Annotated in this window: 15 protein-coding genes; 9 read left to right on the top strand and 6 right to left on the bottom strand. The window is 59.8% G+C overall.

What is annotated here, in order from left to right; translation table 11 throughout:
• Nucleotides 1-308: 308 nt before the first annotated feature.
• From ACL2XQ_RS11990 to ACL2XQ_RS11980, 3 genes are all read right to left on the bottom strand, one after another.
• The gene (locus ACL2XQ_RS11990) at nt 309-1,667 is read right to left on the bottom strand and encodes an MFS transporter (RefSeq protein ID WP_413740397.1); all 1,359 of its coding nucleotides are present in this window, start codon (nt 1,665-1,667) and stop codon (nt 309-311) included.
• A gap of 378 nt (nt 1,668-2,045) precedes the next feature.
• Entirely contained in the window at nt 2,046-4,412 is a 2,367-nt protein-coding gene (locus ACL2XQ_RS11985; protein ID WP_413740396.1) for a TIM-barrel domain-containing protein, read from the bottom strand.
• A 20-nt stretch (nt 4,413-4,432) separates the two neighbouring features.
• A complete protein-coding gene (locus ACL2XQ_RS11980) occupies nt 4,433-5,737 on the bottom strand; it encodes an MFS transporter (RefSeq protein WP_413723013.1) in 1,305 nt (434 codons plus the stop codon).
• Between the two features lie 282 nt (nt 5,738-6,019).
• On the opposite strand from ACL2XQ_RS11980, the gene ACL2XQ_RS11975 reads away from it, so the two are divergent.
• The 4 genes from ACL2XQ_RS11975 to ddlA all read left to right on the top strand — a co-directional run bounded on the left by ACL2XQ_RS11975 (nt 6,020) and on the right by ddlA (nt 11,097).
• Nucleotides 6,020-7,090 (top strand): LacI family DNA-binding transcriptional regulator, encoded by a 1,071-nt coding sequence (locus ACL2XQ_RS11975; protein WP_413723014.1) that lies wholly within the window; start codon nt 6,020-6,022, stop codon nt 7,088-7,090.
• Between the two features lie 146 nt (nt 7,091-7,236).
• Nucleotides 7,237-8,268, top strand: a complete 1,032-nt coding sequence (locus ACL2XQ_RS11970) for an AI-2E family transporter (RefSeq protein ID WP_413730311.1) — start codon at nt 7,237-7,239, stop codon at nt 8,266-8,268.
• Nucleotides 8,269-8,415: 147 nt separating this feature from the next.
• Complete coding sequence (cycA, locus tag ACL2XQ_RS11965) at nt 8,416-9,810, top strand: D-serine/D-alanine/glycine transporter (protein WP_413723016.1); 1,395 nt, start codon at nt 8,416-8,418, stop codon at nt 9,808-9,810.
• 174 nt (nt 9,811-9,984) lie between these two features.
• A complete protein-coding gene (gene ddlA, locus ACL2XQ_RS11960; RefSeq protein WP_413723017.1) occupies nt 9,985-11,097 on the top strand; it encodes a D-alanine--D-alanine ligase in 1,113 nt (370 codons plus the stop codon).
• 33 nt (nt 11,098-11,130) lie between these two features.
• On the opposite strand, the gene yghX is transcribed toward ddlA, so the two are convergent.
• Entirely contained in the window at nt 11,131-12,018 is an 888-nt protein-coding gene (gene yghX / locus ACL2XQ_RS11955) for a YghX family hydrolase (RefSeq protein ID WP_413740395.1), read from the bottom strand.
• Nucleotides 12,019-12,250: 232 nt separating this feature from the next.
• Here yghX and ACL2XQ_RS11950 point away from each other — a divergent pair, with 232 nt between their 5' ends.
• From ACL2XQ_RS11950 to ACL2XQ_RS11935, 4 genes are all read left to right on the top strand, one after another.
• On the top strand, nt 12,251-13,747 hold the full coding sequence (locus tag ACL2XQ_RS11950; protein WP_410014724.1) for a UbiD family decarboxylase: 1,497 nt from the start codon (nt 12,251-12,253) through the stop codon (nt 13,745-13,747).
• Nucleotides 13,748-13,761: 14 nt separating this feature from the next.
• Entirely contained in the window at nt 13,762-14,337 is a 576-nt protein-coding gene (locus ACL2XQ_RS11945; protein ID WP_410014723.1) for a UbiX family flavin prenyltransferase, read from the top strand.
• Nucleotides 14,338-14,370: 33 nt separating this feature from the next.
• Entirely contained in the window at nt 14,371-15,087 is a 717-nt protein-coding gene (locus ACL2XQ_RS11940; protein ID WP_413723019.1) for a DUF554 domain-containing protein, read from the top strand.
• Nucleotides 15,088-15,188: 101 nt separating this feature from the next.
• Nucleotides 15,189-16,043, top strand: coding sequence for a LysR family transcriptional regulator (locus ACL2XQ_RS11935; RefSeq protein ID WP_413723020.1), 855 nt, complete (start codon nt 15,189-15,191; stop codon nt 16,041-16,043).
• A 105-nt stretch (nt 16,044-16,148) separates the two neighbouring features.
• Here ACL2XQ_RS11935 and ACL2XQ_RS11930 read toward each other — a convergent pair whose 3' ends face one another.
• A complete protein-coding gene (locus tag ACL2XQ_RS11930; protein ID WP_410014720.1) occupies nt 16,149-16,475 on the bottom strand; it encodes an NIPSNAP family protein in 327 nt (108 codons plus the stop codon).
• 243 nt (nt 16,476-16,718) lie between these two features.
• On the opposite strand from ACL2XQ_RS11930, the gene ACL2XQ_RS11925 reads away from it, so the two are divergent.
• Complete coding sequence (locus tag ACL2XQ_RS11925) at nt 16,719-17,519, top strand: inositol monophosphatase family protein (RefSeq protein ID WP_413723021.1); 801 nt, start codon at nt 16,719-16,721, stop codon at nt 17,517-17,519.
• 126 nt (nt 17,520-17,645) lie between these two features.
• Here the strand turns inward: ACL2XQ_RS11925 and ACL2XQ_RS11920 are convergent, their stop codons facing one another.
• Nucleotides 17,646-18,506: a DmsC/YnfH family molybdoenzyme membrane anchor subunit gene (locus tag ACL2XQ_RS11920; protein ID WP_413723022.1), complete on the bottom strand. Its 861-nt coding sequence runs from the start codon at nt 18,504-18,506 to the stop codon at nt 17,646-17,648.

Genomic DNA, 18,506 nt, shown 5'->3' with positions numbered 1-18,506 from the left:
CTCTCGCGGTACGGCCTCTTTGTCGCTTGCCGGCACCCGGCACTACATAAACCCCCAAACGCACGGCAAGCGAAATCCTCACCGCAGCAACATAAGCCTTACCGCCGCGGCAGCATGAGCCTCACTGCGCACGGCAAGCGAAACCCTCACCGCAGCAACATAAGCCTCAACGCGCACTACAAACGAAACCCTCACCGCGGCACCATAAGCCTCAACGCGCACTACAAACGAAACCCTCACCGCGGCAACATAAGCCTTACCGGCCGCGATAACCCCCGCCACGGCAACATAAGCCCGCCGCAGGCGAATTACGCCGCATCCTCCAGGGTGCTCAGCTCGCGATCCCTCACTTCCGGCATACAGGCGGCGGAGAATAGCCCAATACAGGAATATACGACGATCATCGCGGTAATCGGCCACCAGGAACCGGTCATACTGCAAAAAATACCGGCCAGGACGGGACCGAACCCAACGGCGACCAATCCCCCCAGCTCCTTGGAAATCGCCATCCGGGTGAAACGATTACGCGAGCCGAACATTTCCGCCATGGTGATATTTTCCAGCGCGAACAGCCCCAGCACGGCGAAATTATGGATAATGATAATACAGGCCATAATGGTGTTAACGTCGTTGCTCTTGTCGACAATCATCGACAGCATAGGATACGCCAGGATAATCGCCGAAATATTCAGCAGGATATAAGGCAACCGCCGGCCGATTTTATCGGACAGCCAACCAATCAGGGGAATGCTGAGAAAGCCTATCACCGAACTTATCATCAGCGCGTCGGTGGGGATCTTTTTTTCAAACAACAGCGTCTGCACCAGATAGCCGGCCAGGAAGGTCTGGATCAATCCTGAATTGCCGGCCTGGCCAAAACGCAGCCCGGTCGCCAGCCAGAAGGCCTTGCTGCCGAACATCGCCGCCAGGGAATGGGTATCAAGCACCGCGTCGGTAACCGCGACCTTGCCTTCGCCGCTGTCCTTCACTTCTTCAAAAACCGGGCTTTCTTTCAGGTTCAGGCGCAGCCAGATGGCAAAAATCATCACCACGATGCTGGATAAGAAAGGAATACGCCAGCCCCAGGCCACCAACTGCTCTTTATCCAGCACAAAAAACATCACGGCCCAAATCGCGGTGGCCGACAGGGTGCCGCAGTTGGTCCCCATGGCGACCAGGGAGGAGATAAGCCCCCGTTTACCCTTGGGCGCATATTCGGCCAGCATGGTGCCGGCGCCGGAGATTTCGGCGCCCGCGCCCAGCCCCTGGATAATACGCAGGATTATCAGCAGTAACGGCGCGTAGATGCCGATCTGGGCGTAGGTAGGCAACACGCCGATTAACGTGGTACAGATACCCATCATGGCGATGGTGATGAACAGCACCCGTTTGCGCCCGATGGTATCGCCCATCCGGCCGAAGATAAACGCGCCGACGATACGGGCGATATACCCCGCGCCGTAGGTGCCCATGGCCAGGATCAACGCCATGGCGGCGGATTGTTCCGGAAAAAACACCTCATGAAAAACCAATGCCGCGCCCAGCGAATACAGCTGGAAATCCATAAACTCCAGGGCGGTGCCCAGCCAGCCGGATACGGAAACCTTGACCAGATCAGCGGTGCTTCGTACCGGCTGAAGGCGTGTTGACTCTGTTTTTATACTCATAGGGTTATTCTCTGCAAATTGTCTCAGGCACAGTTTCAGGTACAGAGAGGGGATATCTCCGTTATACATGCCATCAGCGGCGCGCAATGGCGCCCGCCGAATGAATGTGGTGAAAAGATATGCAGATGCTTACTACCATACAAGTATTTTTTATTCGTTTACCGATCTCCATCACATTTAATTTACATACCAGTGACACCCGAGCGGACGGCGAAAAGCACCCTAAGCGCAGGCGGCCAGGCCGCATGGCGCTGATGCGCGCCAGGCCCGCGGCGCCGTCGCCATGCGGCCTGGCCCGTTCAGCGGATAAAAAGCCGGGACCTGCCGGGCGGCGGACACGGGGCGAACGCGCCGTCCCAACCTGCAGGCGTCGCCGGCCTAGGCCAGCAGGTATCGGGTGGTGCGCGCGCCGTCGATATACAGCGCGCGCGTATCGCCTGCGGGCAGTTGCAGGACCAGCTCGCGCCAGGCCGGCCGGTAATCGCCGCGCCGCCGGAACCGGATATCCACCCGGCCGGGACCGGCCTGCATATCCCATTCCAGCCAGAGCGCGTGCCCGTCCCGCCAGGCGAAACTTTCGCCATCATCCTCGTACAGCATTCCCGAACTTTCCTCTGTCCCCGGCAGGGGAAACAGCGCCAGGCGGCGTTCATCATCCAGGGTGGGATCCTGGCACTGATAACAGCCGGAAAGCGCAATGGCGGCCCCGGCCCGCACCAGCATCGGCAGGCGCTCCAGCGGCGCGTCCAGGACGATATCCTGGCCGCCGGCAAACCATTGTCCGCTGTGCCAGTCATACCAGCCGGTGGTGTTGTCCGGCAGGTAGACCCGCCTTTTACGCGCGCCCGGCTCCACGACGCTCGCGACCAGGAGATCGCGCCCCAGCATAAAATCATCGGTTTCGGCAAAGGCGCGCTCATCGTGCTCATGATCGAGAAACGTCGGGCGCAGCATAGGTTCGTCCTCGCTGCACGCCTGCCAGAACAGGGTATACAGATAGGGCATCAGGCGATAGCGCAGGCGGATGGCCGAGCGCACCATGGCCGTCGACGACGGGTACATCCAGGGTTCGTTGACCGTGCCGTCATCATTCCAGGAGTGGATGGTAAAACGCGGATGCATCACGCCGTTTTGCACCCAGCGCACAAACAGCTCCGCATCCGGCTTGTCGCCGGCGAAACCGCCGACATCATGGCCGATGTTATAAAGCCCGGACAGGCTCATGCCCAGCCCCATACGGGTATTAAACCGCAGCGTTTGCCAGCTGGTGCGGTTATCGCCGCTCCAGGTCTGGACATAACGCTGCATGCCGGCGCAGCCCGAGCGGGAAATCAGATACGGCCGCTTTTGCGGCGCGAACCGCTGCTGGGCGGCCAGAGAGGCGCGCATCATCAGCAGCGGCATGACCGGGCGGATATGTTTAATGGCGATTTCACGGCCAAACCCCTGGCAGCGCGCCTCGCCGTCCCACAGTTCATATTCGTTATTGTCGTTCCAGGTGGCGTCGATGCCGACCTCCAGCAGTTGCCGGGTGACATTTTCCTGCCACCAGGCCAGGGTACGCGGGTTGGTAAAATCGAGATTGGCGCCCTCGTCGTCCCAAAATAGCGAGTTCGCCGGGCCGTCATGCTGAGAATCGCGGATAAACAGACCCTGCTCCGCCGCCGCGGCATACTGGGGATGATCCCGCAGCAGGCAGGGTTTGATATTGGCGGCCAGCTTGATCCCCGCCTGGTGAAACGCCTGCGTCATCTCCCGCGGGCGCGGAAACTTTTCCCGGTTCCAGTTGAAAACATAGCGTTTGTCGTGAATGGAGGTATAGCCGGACGACAGCTGGAACGAATCGCAGGGAATGGCATGTTCGCGGCATAAGGCGATAAAAGCCAGCAGTTGCTGCTGGGCGTCCGGGGCGTCGGTGTAATGCATGGTCGACCCGCTGTAGCCAAGGCTCCATTTGGGGCCGAACGCCGTTTTGCCCGTCAGCCGCACCAAAGCCTTGGTGACGTCCAGCACGCGCGGGCCCAGAAACAGATAATAGTCCAGATCCCCCGCCTCGGCGCGATAGCGCCGATAGGCCGGATGGTAATTATCCAGCTCGTTGCCTAAATCAAACCAGCTGTTGCTGAGATTATCGTAGAACAGGCCGAAGCTGGCGTCGCCACGCTGCGTGATGGTGAACGGGATATGCTTATACAGCGGGTCGGTGGACGCCGCGTTATACCCCATGGCGTCGAGATTGCGCATTTCATAGCGCTTGCCGAGGCGATTAAGATCGCCCGCCTTTTCGCCCAGGCCGTAATAACGGTCCTGCCCATACCGGCGCTGATAATGCTCCGCGCCGTCGCCATGGGCGTTAAGCAAATACGCGCCGGTGGGACGATCGCAGGCCAGCGGCAGCCAGCCGCCCGGCGCTATCCGGTATTCCCATTCCAGCCACAGCGGCTGGTGCACCGTTACCCTCACCCGGTCGGTGCTCAGGCGCAGGGACTTGTCGCAATGCTCAAGCTCGAAGGCGGGCAAGGCAAAATCATCGATATATTCGCGATCCCGCCCTTCCCAGGGGACATCCCGCTGCGGCGCGATGCTCCAGGTGCGATCGAGCGCCAGCTCCCCGCCCTTTTTGATCAGCACGCGGAACAGGCCGTTTTCCAGCACATACAGGCGGAAAAGATGCGCGCCGTCCACGCTAAGCTCAATAAAGTGGTCGGTTTGCCGGTTCAGTTGCCACTGTTTCAACGTCTTCATAATTTGTTGCTTCCTCTACGTCATACCGGCGCGCCAACGCGCCGTTCGGCAATAAACATCACCAGGAAAATAGCGCCGATCAGGTCAAAAAAACCCATGGCGACAAAGAGCGGGTTAAAGCCGATGGTATCGGCGGTGACGCCGATAATTAATGAAAAAAGAAAACTGGCGATCCACGCGCAGGAACCGCGCATGCCGTTCACCGTCGCCATCTGGCCCTTATCGAAAGATTCCACCACCAGGGCGCTGAGCATGCAGGAGATCACCTGATGGCCGAAACCGCCAATGGAAATCAGCAGGATGGCCAGCCAGGGGGTTTGCACCAGCGTCATCAACGCCAGCGACAGCATCAGAAAAGCGCCGGTGATGGAACTGGCGACGATCGAATTGATGCGCGTGCAGCCAAACCAGCGAATATACAGGCGGGTAAGATAACCGCTGGCGATACTGCCTAAATCGGCGGCGAGAAACGGCAGCCAGGCGAACAGCACAATCTGTTTCAGTTCCATGCCGCGTTCGTTGGCCAGGTAGAGCGGCACCCAAAAACTCAGCACGCCCCAGGCCGGTTCGGCCAGGAAGGCCGGAATGGCGATACCGTAGAAACGCTTGAGCCGGGCAATGGTTTTCAGCGCTTGCCAGAACGGCTGCCGGACCGGGTCGGGATCATGGTCCTGGCCGATAAACCCGCGCTCATCCTCGCCCAGATTGGGATGGGTCGCGGGCGAGTGGTAAAGCCACCACCATATGCCCGCCCATAGCAGGCCAAGGCCGCCGGAGAGAAAAAAGGCGCCGTGCCAGCCGAAGCTGGCGTGCGCCAGATAAATGATCGGCGGCGCCAGCATGGCGCCGATGGAAAACCCGACGCCGGCCCAACCCGCCGCCACGGGACGTTCTTTTTTAGGAAACCAGTCGCCAATCGCCTTGGCGTTGGCGGGTGTGGCCGCCGCTTCCGACGCGCCCATAAAAAAGCGCAGGATGGCCAATTGCACCCAACTCCCCGCCCCGGCGTGCAGCAGGCACATGACCGACCAGATCAGGGCGCAAACGAAAAACCCCATTTTTAAACCAATCACATCAATCAGCCAGCCGCAAAACGGTTGGAACACCGTATAGGCCAGTTGGAAGGCGGCGATGATCCACGAATACTGTTCGGTGGTCATATGCAGACTGGCTTTTAGCTCGGGCGCCAGGATCCCCAGCGCGTTGCGCGTGATGTAGTTAACGGTGACCCCAAGCAGGAACAGGGCCAGCATCCACCAGCGTAAATTTCGCACTACCCGTTTACCCGCCAGGGAAAGCGCTTTGGTATGGCCTTCAAGATTCATGATTTACCCCAGGTTGCGAACGGCGGGCGCGAGGCGGGAGACGCTGCGCGTTCCGCCGGCTTGCCGTCCATCGGATTACCCTCATTCACACCGCCCGCGTCCAGACGTAAAACGTGACCATCGCCCGACAGTAAAAGAGCCCAAAACGCGGGTCGAGGCCATTTTTTGCAAAGATTTTCATGAGATAGTGAATCCGGCGCCTCTCTGCGCCGGGAGGCCCGGGGACGCTGCCGAAGGCGTTATGAAAATTTTTTCATTTGCTAATTTGAAGGCGATCACAAAATGAAAGGAAAGTTGAAAATCACCGATATCGCCCGGGAAACGGGACTGTCCATCAGTACCGTTTCCCGGGTGCTGGCGGGCAAAGCCAATACCAGTCCCGCGGCCCGGTCCCGCGTACTACAGGCCGCCCGGCTGGAGGGGGTCATGAATAATTTGTCCACCGGCCGGTTGCTGTTGAACAGTTTGCTGGTGTTTGCCCCGCCGCGGGCGTTCGACGTGCGTACCGATATTTTTTATTACAAGGTGATCCAGGGAATAAGCCGGGCGCTGGAGCAGCATGAGGTGCGGCTGCGCTACTGCGCGTTGGACGAGAACGACAGCGACGCCGCCCTGTTCCTCGCCAGGATGAACCAGCCGCAGACGGAAGCGGCGCTGCTGGTCGGCATTGATGATGACCGCATCCATACCCTGGCGGCCGAACTGCATAAACCCTGCGTACTGATTAACTGTTACGATCGCCGCATGCGCCTGCCCTCGGTATCGCCGCATCACCAGCTGATTGGCGAATTTTCCGCCCAATACCTCTTTGAGCAGGGACACCGTAATATCCTGACCCTGCAATGCCTGCGGCGTTACACCATGGAACTGCGTATGAACGGGATACGCGAAGCCTGGCATGCCCATAACCTGCCCTTTGACGAAGAGCGCCATCAGCTGGTGGTGCAAGGGTTCGGTACCGCGGAGTCGGAACGGGCGCTGGGGGATTTTATCCGCCGCTGCCCGCCGGCGCAGCGCCCGAGCGCCATTCTGGCCGGCGGGGATTTTATGGCGGTGGGCGCCGTCAACGCCCTGCGCCAGGCCGGCCTGCGCGTGCCGCAGGATGTGTCGGTGATGAGCATGGACGGTTTTAACCTGGCGGCGATCCATGATATCCCGCTGACGTCGGTGCACGTGCCGCGCGACGAACTGGGCGTGGAGGCCGTCAGGACGCTGCAGCAGCGGCTGTTGTGTCCCGACGCGCCGGTGGGCAATCTGCTGCTGAACGGCACATTGATGATCAGGGATTCCGTGCGCCGCATCCGCGACAATAAAAACCATTCCGCCGTGCAACGCGACGGTTTGTATGATTAACCTTCAGCCGCATTCCCTTTCAATATGAAGTGAAAACCGGTGGACGGCCGTCACGGCAAATGCCGGTTTCCCGCGCTATATTGGCCGGATTCCATGCCGGCGACATGGCGCGGCGGCAACGATGGCGCACTCCGGGAGCACACCGCATGACCCTTCATGATAAACAGCAAATAGCCCTGACTGACGTGTTGCGCCTGCTGGCCTGCGTGGTGATTGTGCTGGCGGGCGTGCATCTGGCCGCCCCGGTTATCGTACCGCTGCTGCTGGCGCTGTTTCTGGCGATTGTCCTGGAGCCGCTGATCGGCCTGATGACACGCCTGGGCCTGCCGCGGCTGGCGGGGGTGGCGCTGCTGAGCGGCGGCCTGCTCATCGCGCTGCTGTTCACGTTGCTCAACATCATGGACGCCCTGCCGGAACTCAACCAGATGAGCAGCCAGGCGGGCGGCCTGCTGTCCGGTCCCCTGTCCGCCGGACTGGCCCCGCTGGCGCGCGCCGGGGTCACGCTGACGCCGGACGACGTCATGACCTATCTCGACCCGGGCCAGCTGCTGCGGATGGCCACCCGTACCCTCGGCCGGATTTCGGACATTCTGTCGACGGTACTGGTGGTGTTCCTGATGGTGCTGTTTATGCTTATCGAAGTGCCCGCCCTGGTGGCGAAAAGCCAGCGCCTGCTGCACGCCTCATCGCCGGGCATGGCGGCCATGCGCCAGGGCATCGGCTTCGTCAGTCATTACCTGGCGATAAAAACGCTCTCCAGCCTGGTCAGCGGCCTGATTATCTGGGGCGCCCTCCTGCTGCTGCAGGTCAAGTTCGCCTTTATCTGGGGCGCGCTGGCCTGCCTGCTGAATTTTATCCCGGTCATCGGCTCGGTGCTGGCCGCGATACCGCCGGTCATCCAGGCGTTTATCTTTAACGGCGCCGGCGCGGGCGCGGCGGTGCTGATGGTGTTCCTGGCGCTGAACCTGCTGTTGGGATGCATGCTGGAGCCCTACATCATCGGACGTAAGCTGGATATGACCACCAGCACCGTGATCATCTCCCTGGTGGTATGGGACGGACTGCTGGGCATGACCGGCGTGCTGCTGGCGGTGCCGCTGACCCTGTCGGTTAAACTGGCGCTGGAACAGACCCGCGGCGGCCGTAAACTGGCCTTTATGATGGGTGCGAAGCGCTGAGCCGGTCAAAAGCCCCCGGCGCCGCAATAAAAAACCATTACCCCCCCGCCTCATTATTACTTTATCTTATGCCCCGCGAAACGGTTCCCCTTTCACAGCTATCGGCCGGCAGAGCCGACACAACATCACTGACAGGAATAGGTCTATATGGTTGAACATTCTACACAGAGCCCGGCAACGCAAGCGCCTGCGGATACGCTGCAACGCAGCCTGAATAACCGCCATATCCAGCTGATCGCCATCGGCGGCGCCATTGGCACCGGCCTGTTTATGGGTTCCGGCAAAACCATCAGCCTGGCCGGGCCCTCGATCATTTTCGTTTATCTGATTATCGGTTTTATGCTGTTTTTCGTGATGCGCGCGATGGGCGAGCTGCTGCTCTCCAACCTGGCCTATAAATCTTTCAGCGATTTCGCCGCCGACCTGCTCGGCCCCTGGGCGGGTTACTTTACCGGCTGGACCTACTGGTTCTGCTGGGTGGTGACCGGCATTGCCGACGTGGTGGCCATCAGCGCCTATTTTCAGCTGTGGTTTCCCGGCTTCTCCATCTGGATGAGCGCCCTGCTGTGCGTCGCGGTGTTCTTTTCGCTGAATATCGCCACCGTGCGGCTGTTCGGCGAGCTGGAATTCTGGTTCGCCCTGGTCAAGATCATCGCCATCGTCGCCCTGATCGCGGCCGGCGCGCTGCTGGCGGCGATGCACTACCACTCGCCCGCCGGCGGCACGGCATCCATTGCGAATCTCTGGCAGCACGGCGGCCTGTTTCCCAAAGGTCTCGACGGTTTTTTCGCCGGGTTCCAAATTGCGGTATTCGCCTTTGTCGGGATTGAACTGGTCGGCACCACCGCGGCGGAAACCCGCGACCCCCACACCGTATTGCCGCGCGCCATCAACGCCATCCCCCTGCGGGTGATTATGTTTTACGTGCTGGCGCTGATGGCCATTATGGCGGTAACGCCCTGGGACAGCGTGGCGCCGGACCACAGCCCGTTTGTGTCGATGTTTATGCTGACCGGCCTGCCCGCCGCCGCCAGCGTGGTGAATTTTGTGGTGCTCACCTCCGCGGCCTCCTCGGCCAACAGCGGCATGTTTTCCACCAGCCGCATGCTGTACGGCCTGGCGGAACAGGGCGTGGCCCACCGGCGTTTCGCGCTGCTATCGCGTCGCGCCGTGCCGACCAACGGCCTGGTGTTCTCCTGCCTGTGCCTGCTTATCGGCGTGGCGCTGATCTACCTGATCCCGAACGTGATGACGGTATTTACCCTGGTGACCACGGTATCCGCCATTCTGTTTATGTTTGTCTGGACCATTATTCTCTGCTCTTACCTGGCCTATCGGAAACGCTATCCCGAGCGCCATCGGCAGTCGCGCTTTAAAATGCCGCTGGGCAAGGTGATGTGCTGGGTTTGCATGGCCTTCTTCCTGTTTGTGCTGGTGTTGCTGACGCTGCAGGAGGATACCCGCGCGGCGCTGATGGTCACGCCGCTGTGGTTTATTCTTCTCGCCGCCGGCTGGCGGCTGCGCGGCAAAAATGCGGCCTGAGGCCAGGGCGCCGTCAGCGGTTGCCCGGCGGCCCCGGCGCCGGCATCTGGCGCAAGGTGCGGCATCGGTGATAATGTGGTCGGACGGGACGGCAACACCCATGGGTTTGCCGGCGCACGCCAGCCAGACGACAGTGGCCTGCCAATAAAAGCAGGCAACCATAAGGATCAACAGATGAAAAAGATTCGGGTAGGCGTCATTTTTGGCGGGAAATCGGCCGAGCATGAGGTCTCTTTGCAATCGGCGAAAAACATTGTTGACAATATCGACCGTGAAAAATTTGATGTGACCCTGTTGGGCATCGATAAACAGGGCATCTGGCACGTTAACGATGCCTCGGATTACCTGCTCCATCAGGACAATCCGGCCCGTATCGCCCTGAACCCGTCCCATACCGGCGTGGCGCTGGTGCCCGGACAGGCGAGCCATCAGCTTATCGAAAGCCGTAACGCCAGCGCGCTGGCGCAGATGGACGTGATTTTTCCCATTGTCCACGGCACGCTCGGCGAGGACGGCTCGTTACAGGGCCTGCTGCGCATGGCCAATATTCCGTTTGTCGGCAGCGGCGTGCTGGGATCGGCGCTCTGCATGGATAAAGACATCGCCAAACGTCTGCTGCGCGATGCCGGCCTGCCGGTGGCGCCATTTGTGACCCTGACCCGGGCCAATAGCGCCAGCCATGATTTCGCCTCGGTCAGCGCCCGGCTCGGGCTGCCGCTGTTTATCAAGCCGGCCAACCAGGGATCCTCCATCGGCGTCAGCAAAGTGGCCGACGAAGCCGGATTCAACCACGCGGTGCAACTGGCATTCCGCTATGACCATAAGGTGGTGGTGGAGGCGGCCATTACCGGGCGCGAGATCGAATGCGCGGTATTGGGCAATGACCAGCCGCAGGCCAGCGGCTGCGGAGAAATTATTCTCAGCGACGCGTTTTACAGTTACGAAACCAAATATATCAACGAACAGGGCGCGACGGTGGCGATCCCCGCCGATATCCCCGCCCTGGTCAACGAGCGCATCCGCGCCATGGCCGTCAAGGCCTACCAGGCGCTGGAGTGCCAGGGCATGGCCCGGGTGGACCTGTTCCTCACCGCCGCCGGCGACGCCATTGTCAACGAAGTCAATACCCTGCCCGGCTTTACCAATATCAGCATGTACCCGAAATTATGGCAGGCGAGCGGCATCGGCTATGCCGAGCTTATCACCCGGTTGATCACGCTGGCGCTCGAACGCCATCAGCAGGATAACCAGCTGAAAAGCACCCACCTCGACGCCCCCGGAGCTTAAGAGGCCGCTGGCGCGGCATCAGGCCCGCCGCGGTTACGCCAGATAACGCCGGAACCAGGCGATGGTGCGTTGCCAGGCGAGATCGGCGGCCGCCTGGTCATAGCGCGGCGTGGAATCGTTATGGAATCCGTGGTTCACGCCGGGGTAAATATAGGCCTCATAGGTCTTGCCGGCGTCTTTCAGCGCCGTCTCATAAGCGGGCCAGCCCGAGGTAATGGGGGTATCGAGCCCGGCATAATGCAAGAGCAGCGGCGCCTTGATGCGCGGCACGTCCTCCGGTTTCGGCTGCCGGCCGTAAAAAGGCACGGCGGCGCCAAGCTCGGGATAGGCCACGGCCGCCGCGTTGGCCACCCCGCCGCCGTAGCAAAAACCGGTGATGCCCACCTTGCCGTTGGTTTGCCCGCCCCCCATCAGATACTCAATAGCGGCGAAAAAATCATTCATCAGTTTGGTGGGATCCACCTGCTGCTGCAGTTCGCGGCCTTTGTCGTCATTGCCGGGATAACCGCCGACGGAGCTGAGTCCATCGGGGGCGAGGGCCACGAATCCCGCCTTGGCGACGCGCCTGGCCACATCCTCGATATACGGATTGAGCCCGCGGTTCTCATGTACTACCACCACCCCCGCCACCGGCTCCCTGGCCGCCGCGGGACGCACCCGGTAAGCGCGCACCTGGCCGTGGCCGTTGGGCGACGGGTAGGTAATATATTCCGCGGCGATATCCGGGTCGGTAAATTCAACCTGCTGGGCAAGCGCATAATTGGGGCTGAGCAAGGACAGTATGCCGGCGGCGGTCAAACCGCCGACGGCGAAGTGCGCCGCCTTGACCAGGAATTGACGCTTGGTGATCTTGCCATGGACGTAATAGTCATACAGCTCAAGCAGCTGCGGATCAAAATCGTTAGCGGTAAGACGGGTCATGATATCGCTCCTTTCATCCTGGACACGAATTAATCTAGCAGATCCGCAACCGCAAACGAAACGGGTTTCCGCGGTCATGGCGGGAGAGCGGGAAATACGCTGCGGCGTGTTTTTTCATGAGCTTATCTAAACCAAAAAGGTTTACCGGCTGAATATAAACGGTACTTTATCCATTACGTGGCCGGGGATATAGTCTTCGCAGGATGTATATCACTGTCTTTTCGGAGGAAAAATGTCAGAACAGAACCCTAACACCGATCGGCAACCCGTACAGGATCTCCGGTCGGCCATCGCCCTGCTGGAAACGATTGCCGGTGAATTCGTCAGCACCGATGTCGAGGTCGATCCCGAGGCTGAATTATCCGGCGTCTATCGCTACGTCGGCGCGGGCGGCACCTGCCAGCGCCCGACACGCAAAGGGCCGGCGATGATGTTCAATACCATTAAGGGATTCCCCGGCGTGCGCGTGGTGACCGGCCTGATGTCTACCCGCGAACGCGTGGGCCATCTGCTTAACTGCGCACCGGAAAGATTGGGTTTCCTGTTAAAGGAATCGGTAGCCAACGCCATAGCGCCGGTCGTGGTCGGCAAGGAAAAGGCGGTATGCCAGGAAGTGGTCCATCTCGCCTCGGATCCGGCGTTTGACCTGCGGACATTATTACCGGCGCCGACCAATACCGAAGAGGATGCCGGCCCGTATTTCACCATGGGGTTATGCTACGCCTCCGACCCGGAAACCAAACAATCCGATATCACCATTCATCGTCTTTGCATTCAAAGCCGCGACGAACTGTCCATGTGGCTGACGCCGGGCCGGCATATCGACGCCTTCCGTGAAAAAGCCGAACGGCTGGGACAGGCGCTGCCGATTTCCATCAGCATCGGCGTCGATCCCGCCATCGAAATCGCCGCCTGCTTCGAGCCGCCCACCACCCCGCTTGGCTTTAACGAACTCAGTATCGCCGGCGCGCTGCGCGGCAAAGCCGTCGAGCTGGTCAATTGCCTGACCATCGACGAGCGCGCCATCGCGCACGCCGAAATTGTTATCGAAGGCGAACTGTTGCCCAACGTACGCGTGCGGGAAGACCAGAACACCCATACCGGTAAAGCCATGCCCGAATTCCCCGGTTATACCGGCGAAGCCAAGGCGGCGCTGCCGGTTATCAAGGTCAAGGCGGTCACCTACCGAAAACACCCGATCCTGCAAACCACCCTCGGTCCCAGCGGCGAGCATGTCAGCATGGCGGGCATTCCCACCGAGGCCAGTATCCTGGATATGATTGAACGGGCCATGCCGGGGCGGGTGCTGAACGTGCATGCCCACACCTCCGGCGGCGGCAAGCTGCTGGCGGTGCTGCAATGCAAAAAAGCCTCGCCGGTTGACGAAGGCCGGCAACGGCAGGCGGCGCTGCTGGCCTTCGCCGCGTTTTCGGAACTCAAGCACGTCATCCTGGTCGATGAGGATGTCGATATCTTTGATACCGACGATATCCTGTGGGCGATGCAGACCCGCTATCAGGGCGACGTCGATACCATCTTTATCCCCGGCGTGCGTTGCCACCCCCTGGACCCGTCGCAGGTGCCGGAATACAGCCCGAGCATTTCGCAGCAGGGCGTATCCTGTAAAACCATTTTTGACTGCACGGTACCCTTTCATCTGAAATCGCACTTTGTCCGTTCCAAATTCAAAAAAGTCGACGTGCGGAAATTTCTGCCTGATTTTAAATAAACCGAGTTGTTAAGATGAGTAAGCGGCGCATTATCGTAGGCATCAGCGGGGCTTCCGGGTTCCAGTACGGCATGAAAGTGCTGGAGCTGCTACATGAACAGGATATTGAAGTGCATCTGGTCATCAGCAAAGGAGCGGAAGCCACCAGGGCGCTCGAAACGACCTATGAGCGCCAGGAGGTGGTGAAACTGGCGGATGAAGTGCACAGCGTAACCAATCTGGGCGCCGCGATAGCCAGCGGCTCGTTTACAACGCTCGGCATGATAATCGCGCCCTGTTCAATGAACAGTCTCGCCGCGATTGCCCATGGACTGGCCGGCAATCTTCTGACCCGGGCCGCCGATGTGATTTTAAAAGAGCGGCGCAGGCTGGTGCTGATGGTCAGGGAAACCCCCCTGCATCTTACCCATCTGAAAAACATGCAATCGGTAACGGAAATGGGCGGGATAATATTCCCTCCCGTTCCCGCCTTTTACCAGGCCCCGCAAAGCGTGGACGATATCGTCCGTCACAGCGCCGCCCGCGCGCTGGATTTATTCGGTCTGGACGTCGGCAATCTTAAACGCTGGGGCGAAATCCCGCGCGGCTGATGCGGAAATAGTCTTCATTCTAAGGAATAATTGATGTTAATTGGTCCATTCGTCAACGGCTGCGCCGTTTTGGCGGGCGGTATTGTCGGCGCATTTTTTGGCGACAAAATCCCCGAGCGGCTGCGCATTGCCTTACCGCTGACCTTCGGTCTCTCCTCCATGGGGCTGGGTATCGCGCTTATTGTCAAAATCCACAGCCTGCCGGTGGTGATATTATCGCTTATCGTGGGCGCGGCCATCGGCGAGCTGGTTTATCTGGAAAGACGTATCGGCATGATGGGTAATATCGCCAAAGGCATTGCCAATCGTTTTTCAGCGGATGACGGCAAGCTGGATCCGGCGGTATTCACCGAAAAATTCGTGGCGATCCTGGTGCTGTTTTGCGCCAGCGGCACCGGTATTATCGGCGCCATGACCGAAGGCATGACCCACGACGCCAATATCCTGTTCGTTAAATCCATCATGGATATATTCACCGCGGCGATTTTCGCCACCGTGCTGGGTTACGCCGTCGCCCTGATTGCCGTGCCGCAGTTAGTTATCCAGCTGTGCATCGCCTCGGCCGCCGTGCTGATTATGCCGCACACCACCCCTGAAATGATGGGCGACTTTACCGCCGCCGGCGGATTTATCATGCTGGCCACCGGGTTTCGTATTGCCGGCATTAAATCGTTCCCGGTGGGAAATCTCTTACCGGCGCTGGTGCTGGTGCTGCCCATTTCCCATTTCTGGACCCTGTTTATTCACTGATCGCCAGGCCATCCCCCTGACGCAAATACCGCGGCGCATCTTAGCGGTACCGGGATTTACTGTTATGCTGTGCTCACGTCAGGGGGCACCGGGAGAGTAGAATGGACCTGAAAAGGCTGCGGTATTTTTGCGCTATCGCCGAGCAGGGATCGATCAGCAAGGCGGCCATGCTGCTGAATATCGCCCAACCGCCGCTGGGCAAAAGGCTGCACGAGCTGGAGGCGGAAATCGGTTCGCCGCTGTTTATCCGCACCCCGAAAAAAATGCTGCTCACCGAGGCGGGCGCCTTTCTTTACCGCCATTCCTGCGAGGTGTTAAGCCAGGTTAACGCGCTGAAAAAACAGACCATCGCTATCGCCACCCGGCAAAAAAGAGTGGTCAAAATCGGCGTATCCTATTTGTATTTGCGTTATTTTAACCAAACCCTGCTGGATTTTTACCAGCGGCAGCCTGACTGGGATATTAACGTACTGGTCTCAGATTCCAGCCATCTTGAAGCGTTATTGGCGCAAAAGGCGCTGGATATCGCGCTGATCCAAAGCCCCAGGGAATGCAGCTCTTTTTATGTGCGCGAACTGGCGCCGGTAAAACTTATCGCCGTATTATCAGCCTCATTTTCCCGCCCGTTCGCCGGCAAGCGCGTTAATTTATCCGACATCGGCAAGCTGCCGCTGATATTGCATCACCGTATCGACGGCGAGGGAACCTATGAATTCTTGCTGAATAAACTCTACGCGGAGATTGAGGAAGTGAATATCCTGATGAAGGTGTCCGAGCCGCGGCTGATTCTGGATCTGCTCAATGCGGGTCTGGAGGGCGCGGCGTTTATACCTGATTCAGAGTTTGTCCCCAGCCGGGACGGACAGTATTTCTCCTTCGACATCATCCAGGATATCCAAATCTATCAACCCGCTATCGTCACACTGAATACCGCCAAAAATTCTCTTATTCCCTGATTCTTTATAGCGCTCACCGCCGCCGGCACTCCTTTCCGCGGCCAGCCCGGCACGGACCGCATAAACTGCGCATGTTAATCCGCACCGGGCCGGAGTGTCGTCTTGTCAGCGAAGAGCGGAAAAGTCCGTTGGCGTTAAAAAGGAATTTTCAATACGTTCGACAATAGGTTTATCCGCCTCGCTGGCCGTACGCTTGGCTATCCACGCCGTATCCGCCTGGAAGGCGCTCCAGCGGACCTCGCGATCGGCCAGGCTGTCCCACTTCAGCAAATAGGTCAGGCTATGGTTGCTGGGGCCGATGAGGGTGGTCCAGAAACCTATCGGCTCGATACCGTACTGGGCAAATAAAGCCAGCGTGGTATTCCTAAAGCGGTCCTGAAGTGCCGGCAGGCGGCCGGGAAGGCAATGATAAACACGCATCTCAACAATCATGTATTTTCTCCGTTAGAGGGGTTTCCCCGGCGGCGGTAGCGGGTAGCGCCGGCGAATCGCAACCGGGGATGACATCATCGGGCAAATGCGCCGGCCGGTAAAGGGTCAGGACATCCCGCGGGTCATATTGCCGTCATCTGGATGTGATGTGATGCGCCTGCGTATATCATCATTGCTGCCAGCCCCGCCGCCCGGCAAGGGCCGGTAGACGACGAGAGACGAGATAATAATATTGAGGCGGAAATGGACATAGTCACTCAGCAGGATATTGACGAACGCTACCGTTTTGCCTGTGAACTGGCGAAAACCGGCGCCCGCCGCGCGTTTGCCTTTTATCAGCAGCGCCACCGGCTGGACGTGGAGCATAAGGGCGGGGATTTGCAGGATGTGGTCAGCATTGCCGACCGCGCCGTGGAGGCCCTTATCCACCAGGCCATCACCGCCAGGTTCCCGCAGGATGGCTTTCTCGGCGAGGAAACCGGCGGCGGCCAAACCGCGTCTTGTACCTGGGTGGTCGATCCGATAGACGGCACCAGCGCTTTTCTCAACGGACTGCATACCTGGTGCGTTGCCATCGGGGTGGTTATCCAGGGCGAACCCATCATCGGCGTGGTCTGCGATCCCAACCACGATGAAATCTTCCACGCCTGCGCCGGCAAAGGCGCCTTTGTCAACGATACGCCGCTGCGGGTACACGGCGGCCAAGCGGTGCGCGACGGCCTGGTGGGCGTGGGGACCTCGGGCCGGGTCGCCCCCGGGGTGTTTACGCCTTTTATCGGCAACCTGCTGCGCGCCGGCGGCATGTTTATCCGCAACGGGTCCGGCGCGTTGATGACGTCCTATGTGGCGGCCGGCCGGCTGATCGGCTATTACGAACCCCATATGAACGCCTGGGACAGCCTGCCGGGCATCGTTATGGTGCGCGAGGCCGGCGGCGTGACGAATGATTTTATGCATAACCAGGGGTTGATGAACGGTAATGCGGTGCTGATGGCCAATCCGGCCGTTTATCGGCAATTGCTGGCGCTTATTGATCAGTCCTGAGGCGATGGGCGCCAGCGCGGCACGCCCAGCTCATGAAACGGGTATCGGCGATGACGGCCTAAGGGTAGCGTGCGCATTCGCCTGGCCGGGAATGCAGCACCCCGGCCGAATAAGCCGTTTTGCACGCTAACCGGCAACAGCCATGCCGACGGTCATATGCAATCCATAAAATACCCCGCGGGCCACCAGTTCTCCCGCCACCACCAAGGCAAAACCCAGCGCCAGACCGGCGACGCCGCTGTTGACGCGCCGCAGCATCGGCCAGACCCAGCAGCCCAGGCCAAGGACGACCAGCGCCAGCCGCAGCGCCATCAGTTCGCCGTACCAGGGCACCAGCGCGGCGGACTGCTGCACTGAACTCTGTATTGCCGCCAGTCCGGCCGCCTGCATGACGGCAGCCCCCATACTGACAAGCAACGCCGCGATGCTAAGCGTAACCAGCATCCGGCGGCGGCGGATCTCGATCCCGGCGGCCCGCAGCAATAGCGCGCCCAGCAGCGGCCCGCCGATGAGCACCGTCAGAAAGAAATTCAGCGCGGTATAGCCGTTATTCCAGGTGGGTACGGTATCAATCCGGTAAACCCGGGTCATGGCATAGACAAATACCAGGCCCAGCGCCATGGCAAGACCCAGCCACGCCTTGCCCAGCGCGCGCGGCATCCTGCCGGTCACCGTCAGCAGCCAGTAGAGGCCGCCCGCGGCGAAAAACAGCGACCCGGCGGCGATTTCATTACTGAGTCCCGACGAACCCAGCCGATTGAGCGAATTAAGCGCCCGCAGCGGCGTGCCCAGGTGCAGCACCGACGCCAGAAACGCCAGGCCCATCAGCAGCCAGAGAACGCTCATCCAGCGATGCAGCCGCAGATGCTGCCCGGCATCGTAATGGCCGGCCATCCGCGCCAGCCCCATGACGATAAACCCGCCCACCACACACTGCCCCAGCACCGTAAACCAAATCAGGGGCCATTCCTGCCATCCCGTACCCAT

The organism is Sodalis sp. RH14, from assembly GCF_047324285.1.
Classification (GTDB): Bacteria; Pseudomonadota; Gammaproteobacteria; order Enterobacterales; family Enterobacteriaceae; genus Acerihabitans.
This window is presented reverse-complemented; position numbering and strand designations above follow the sequence as displayed.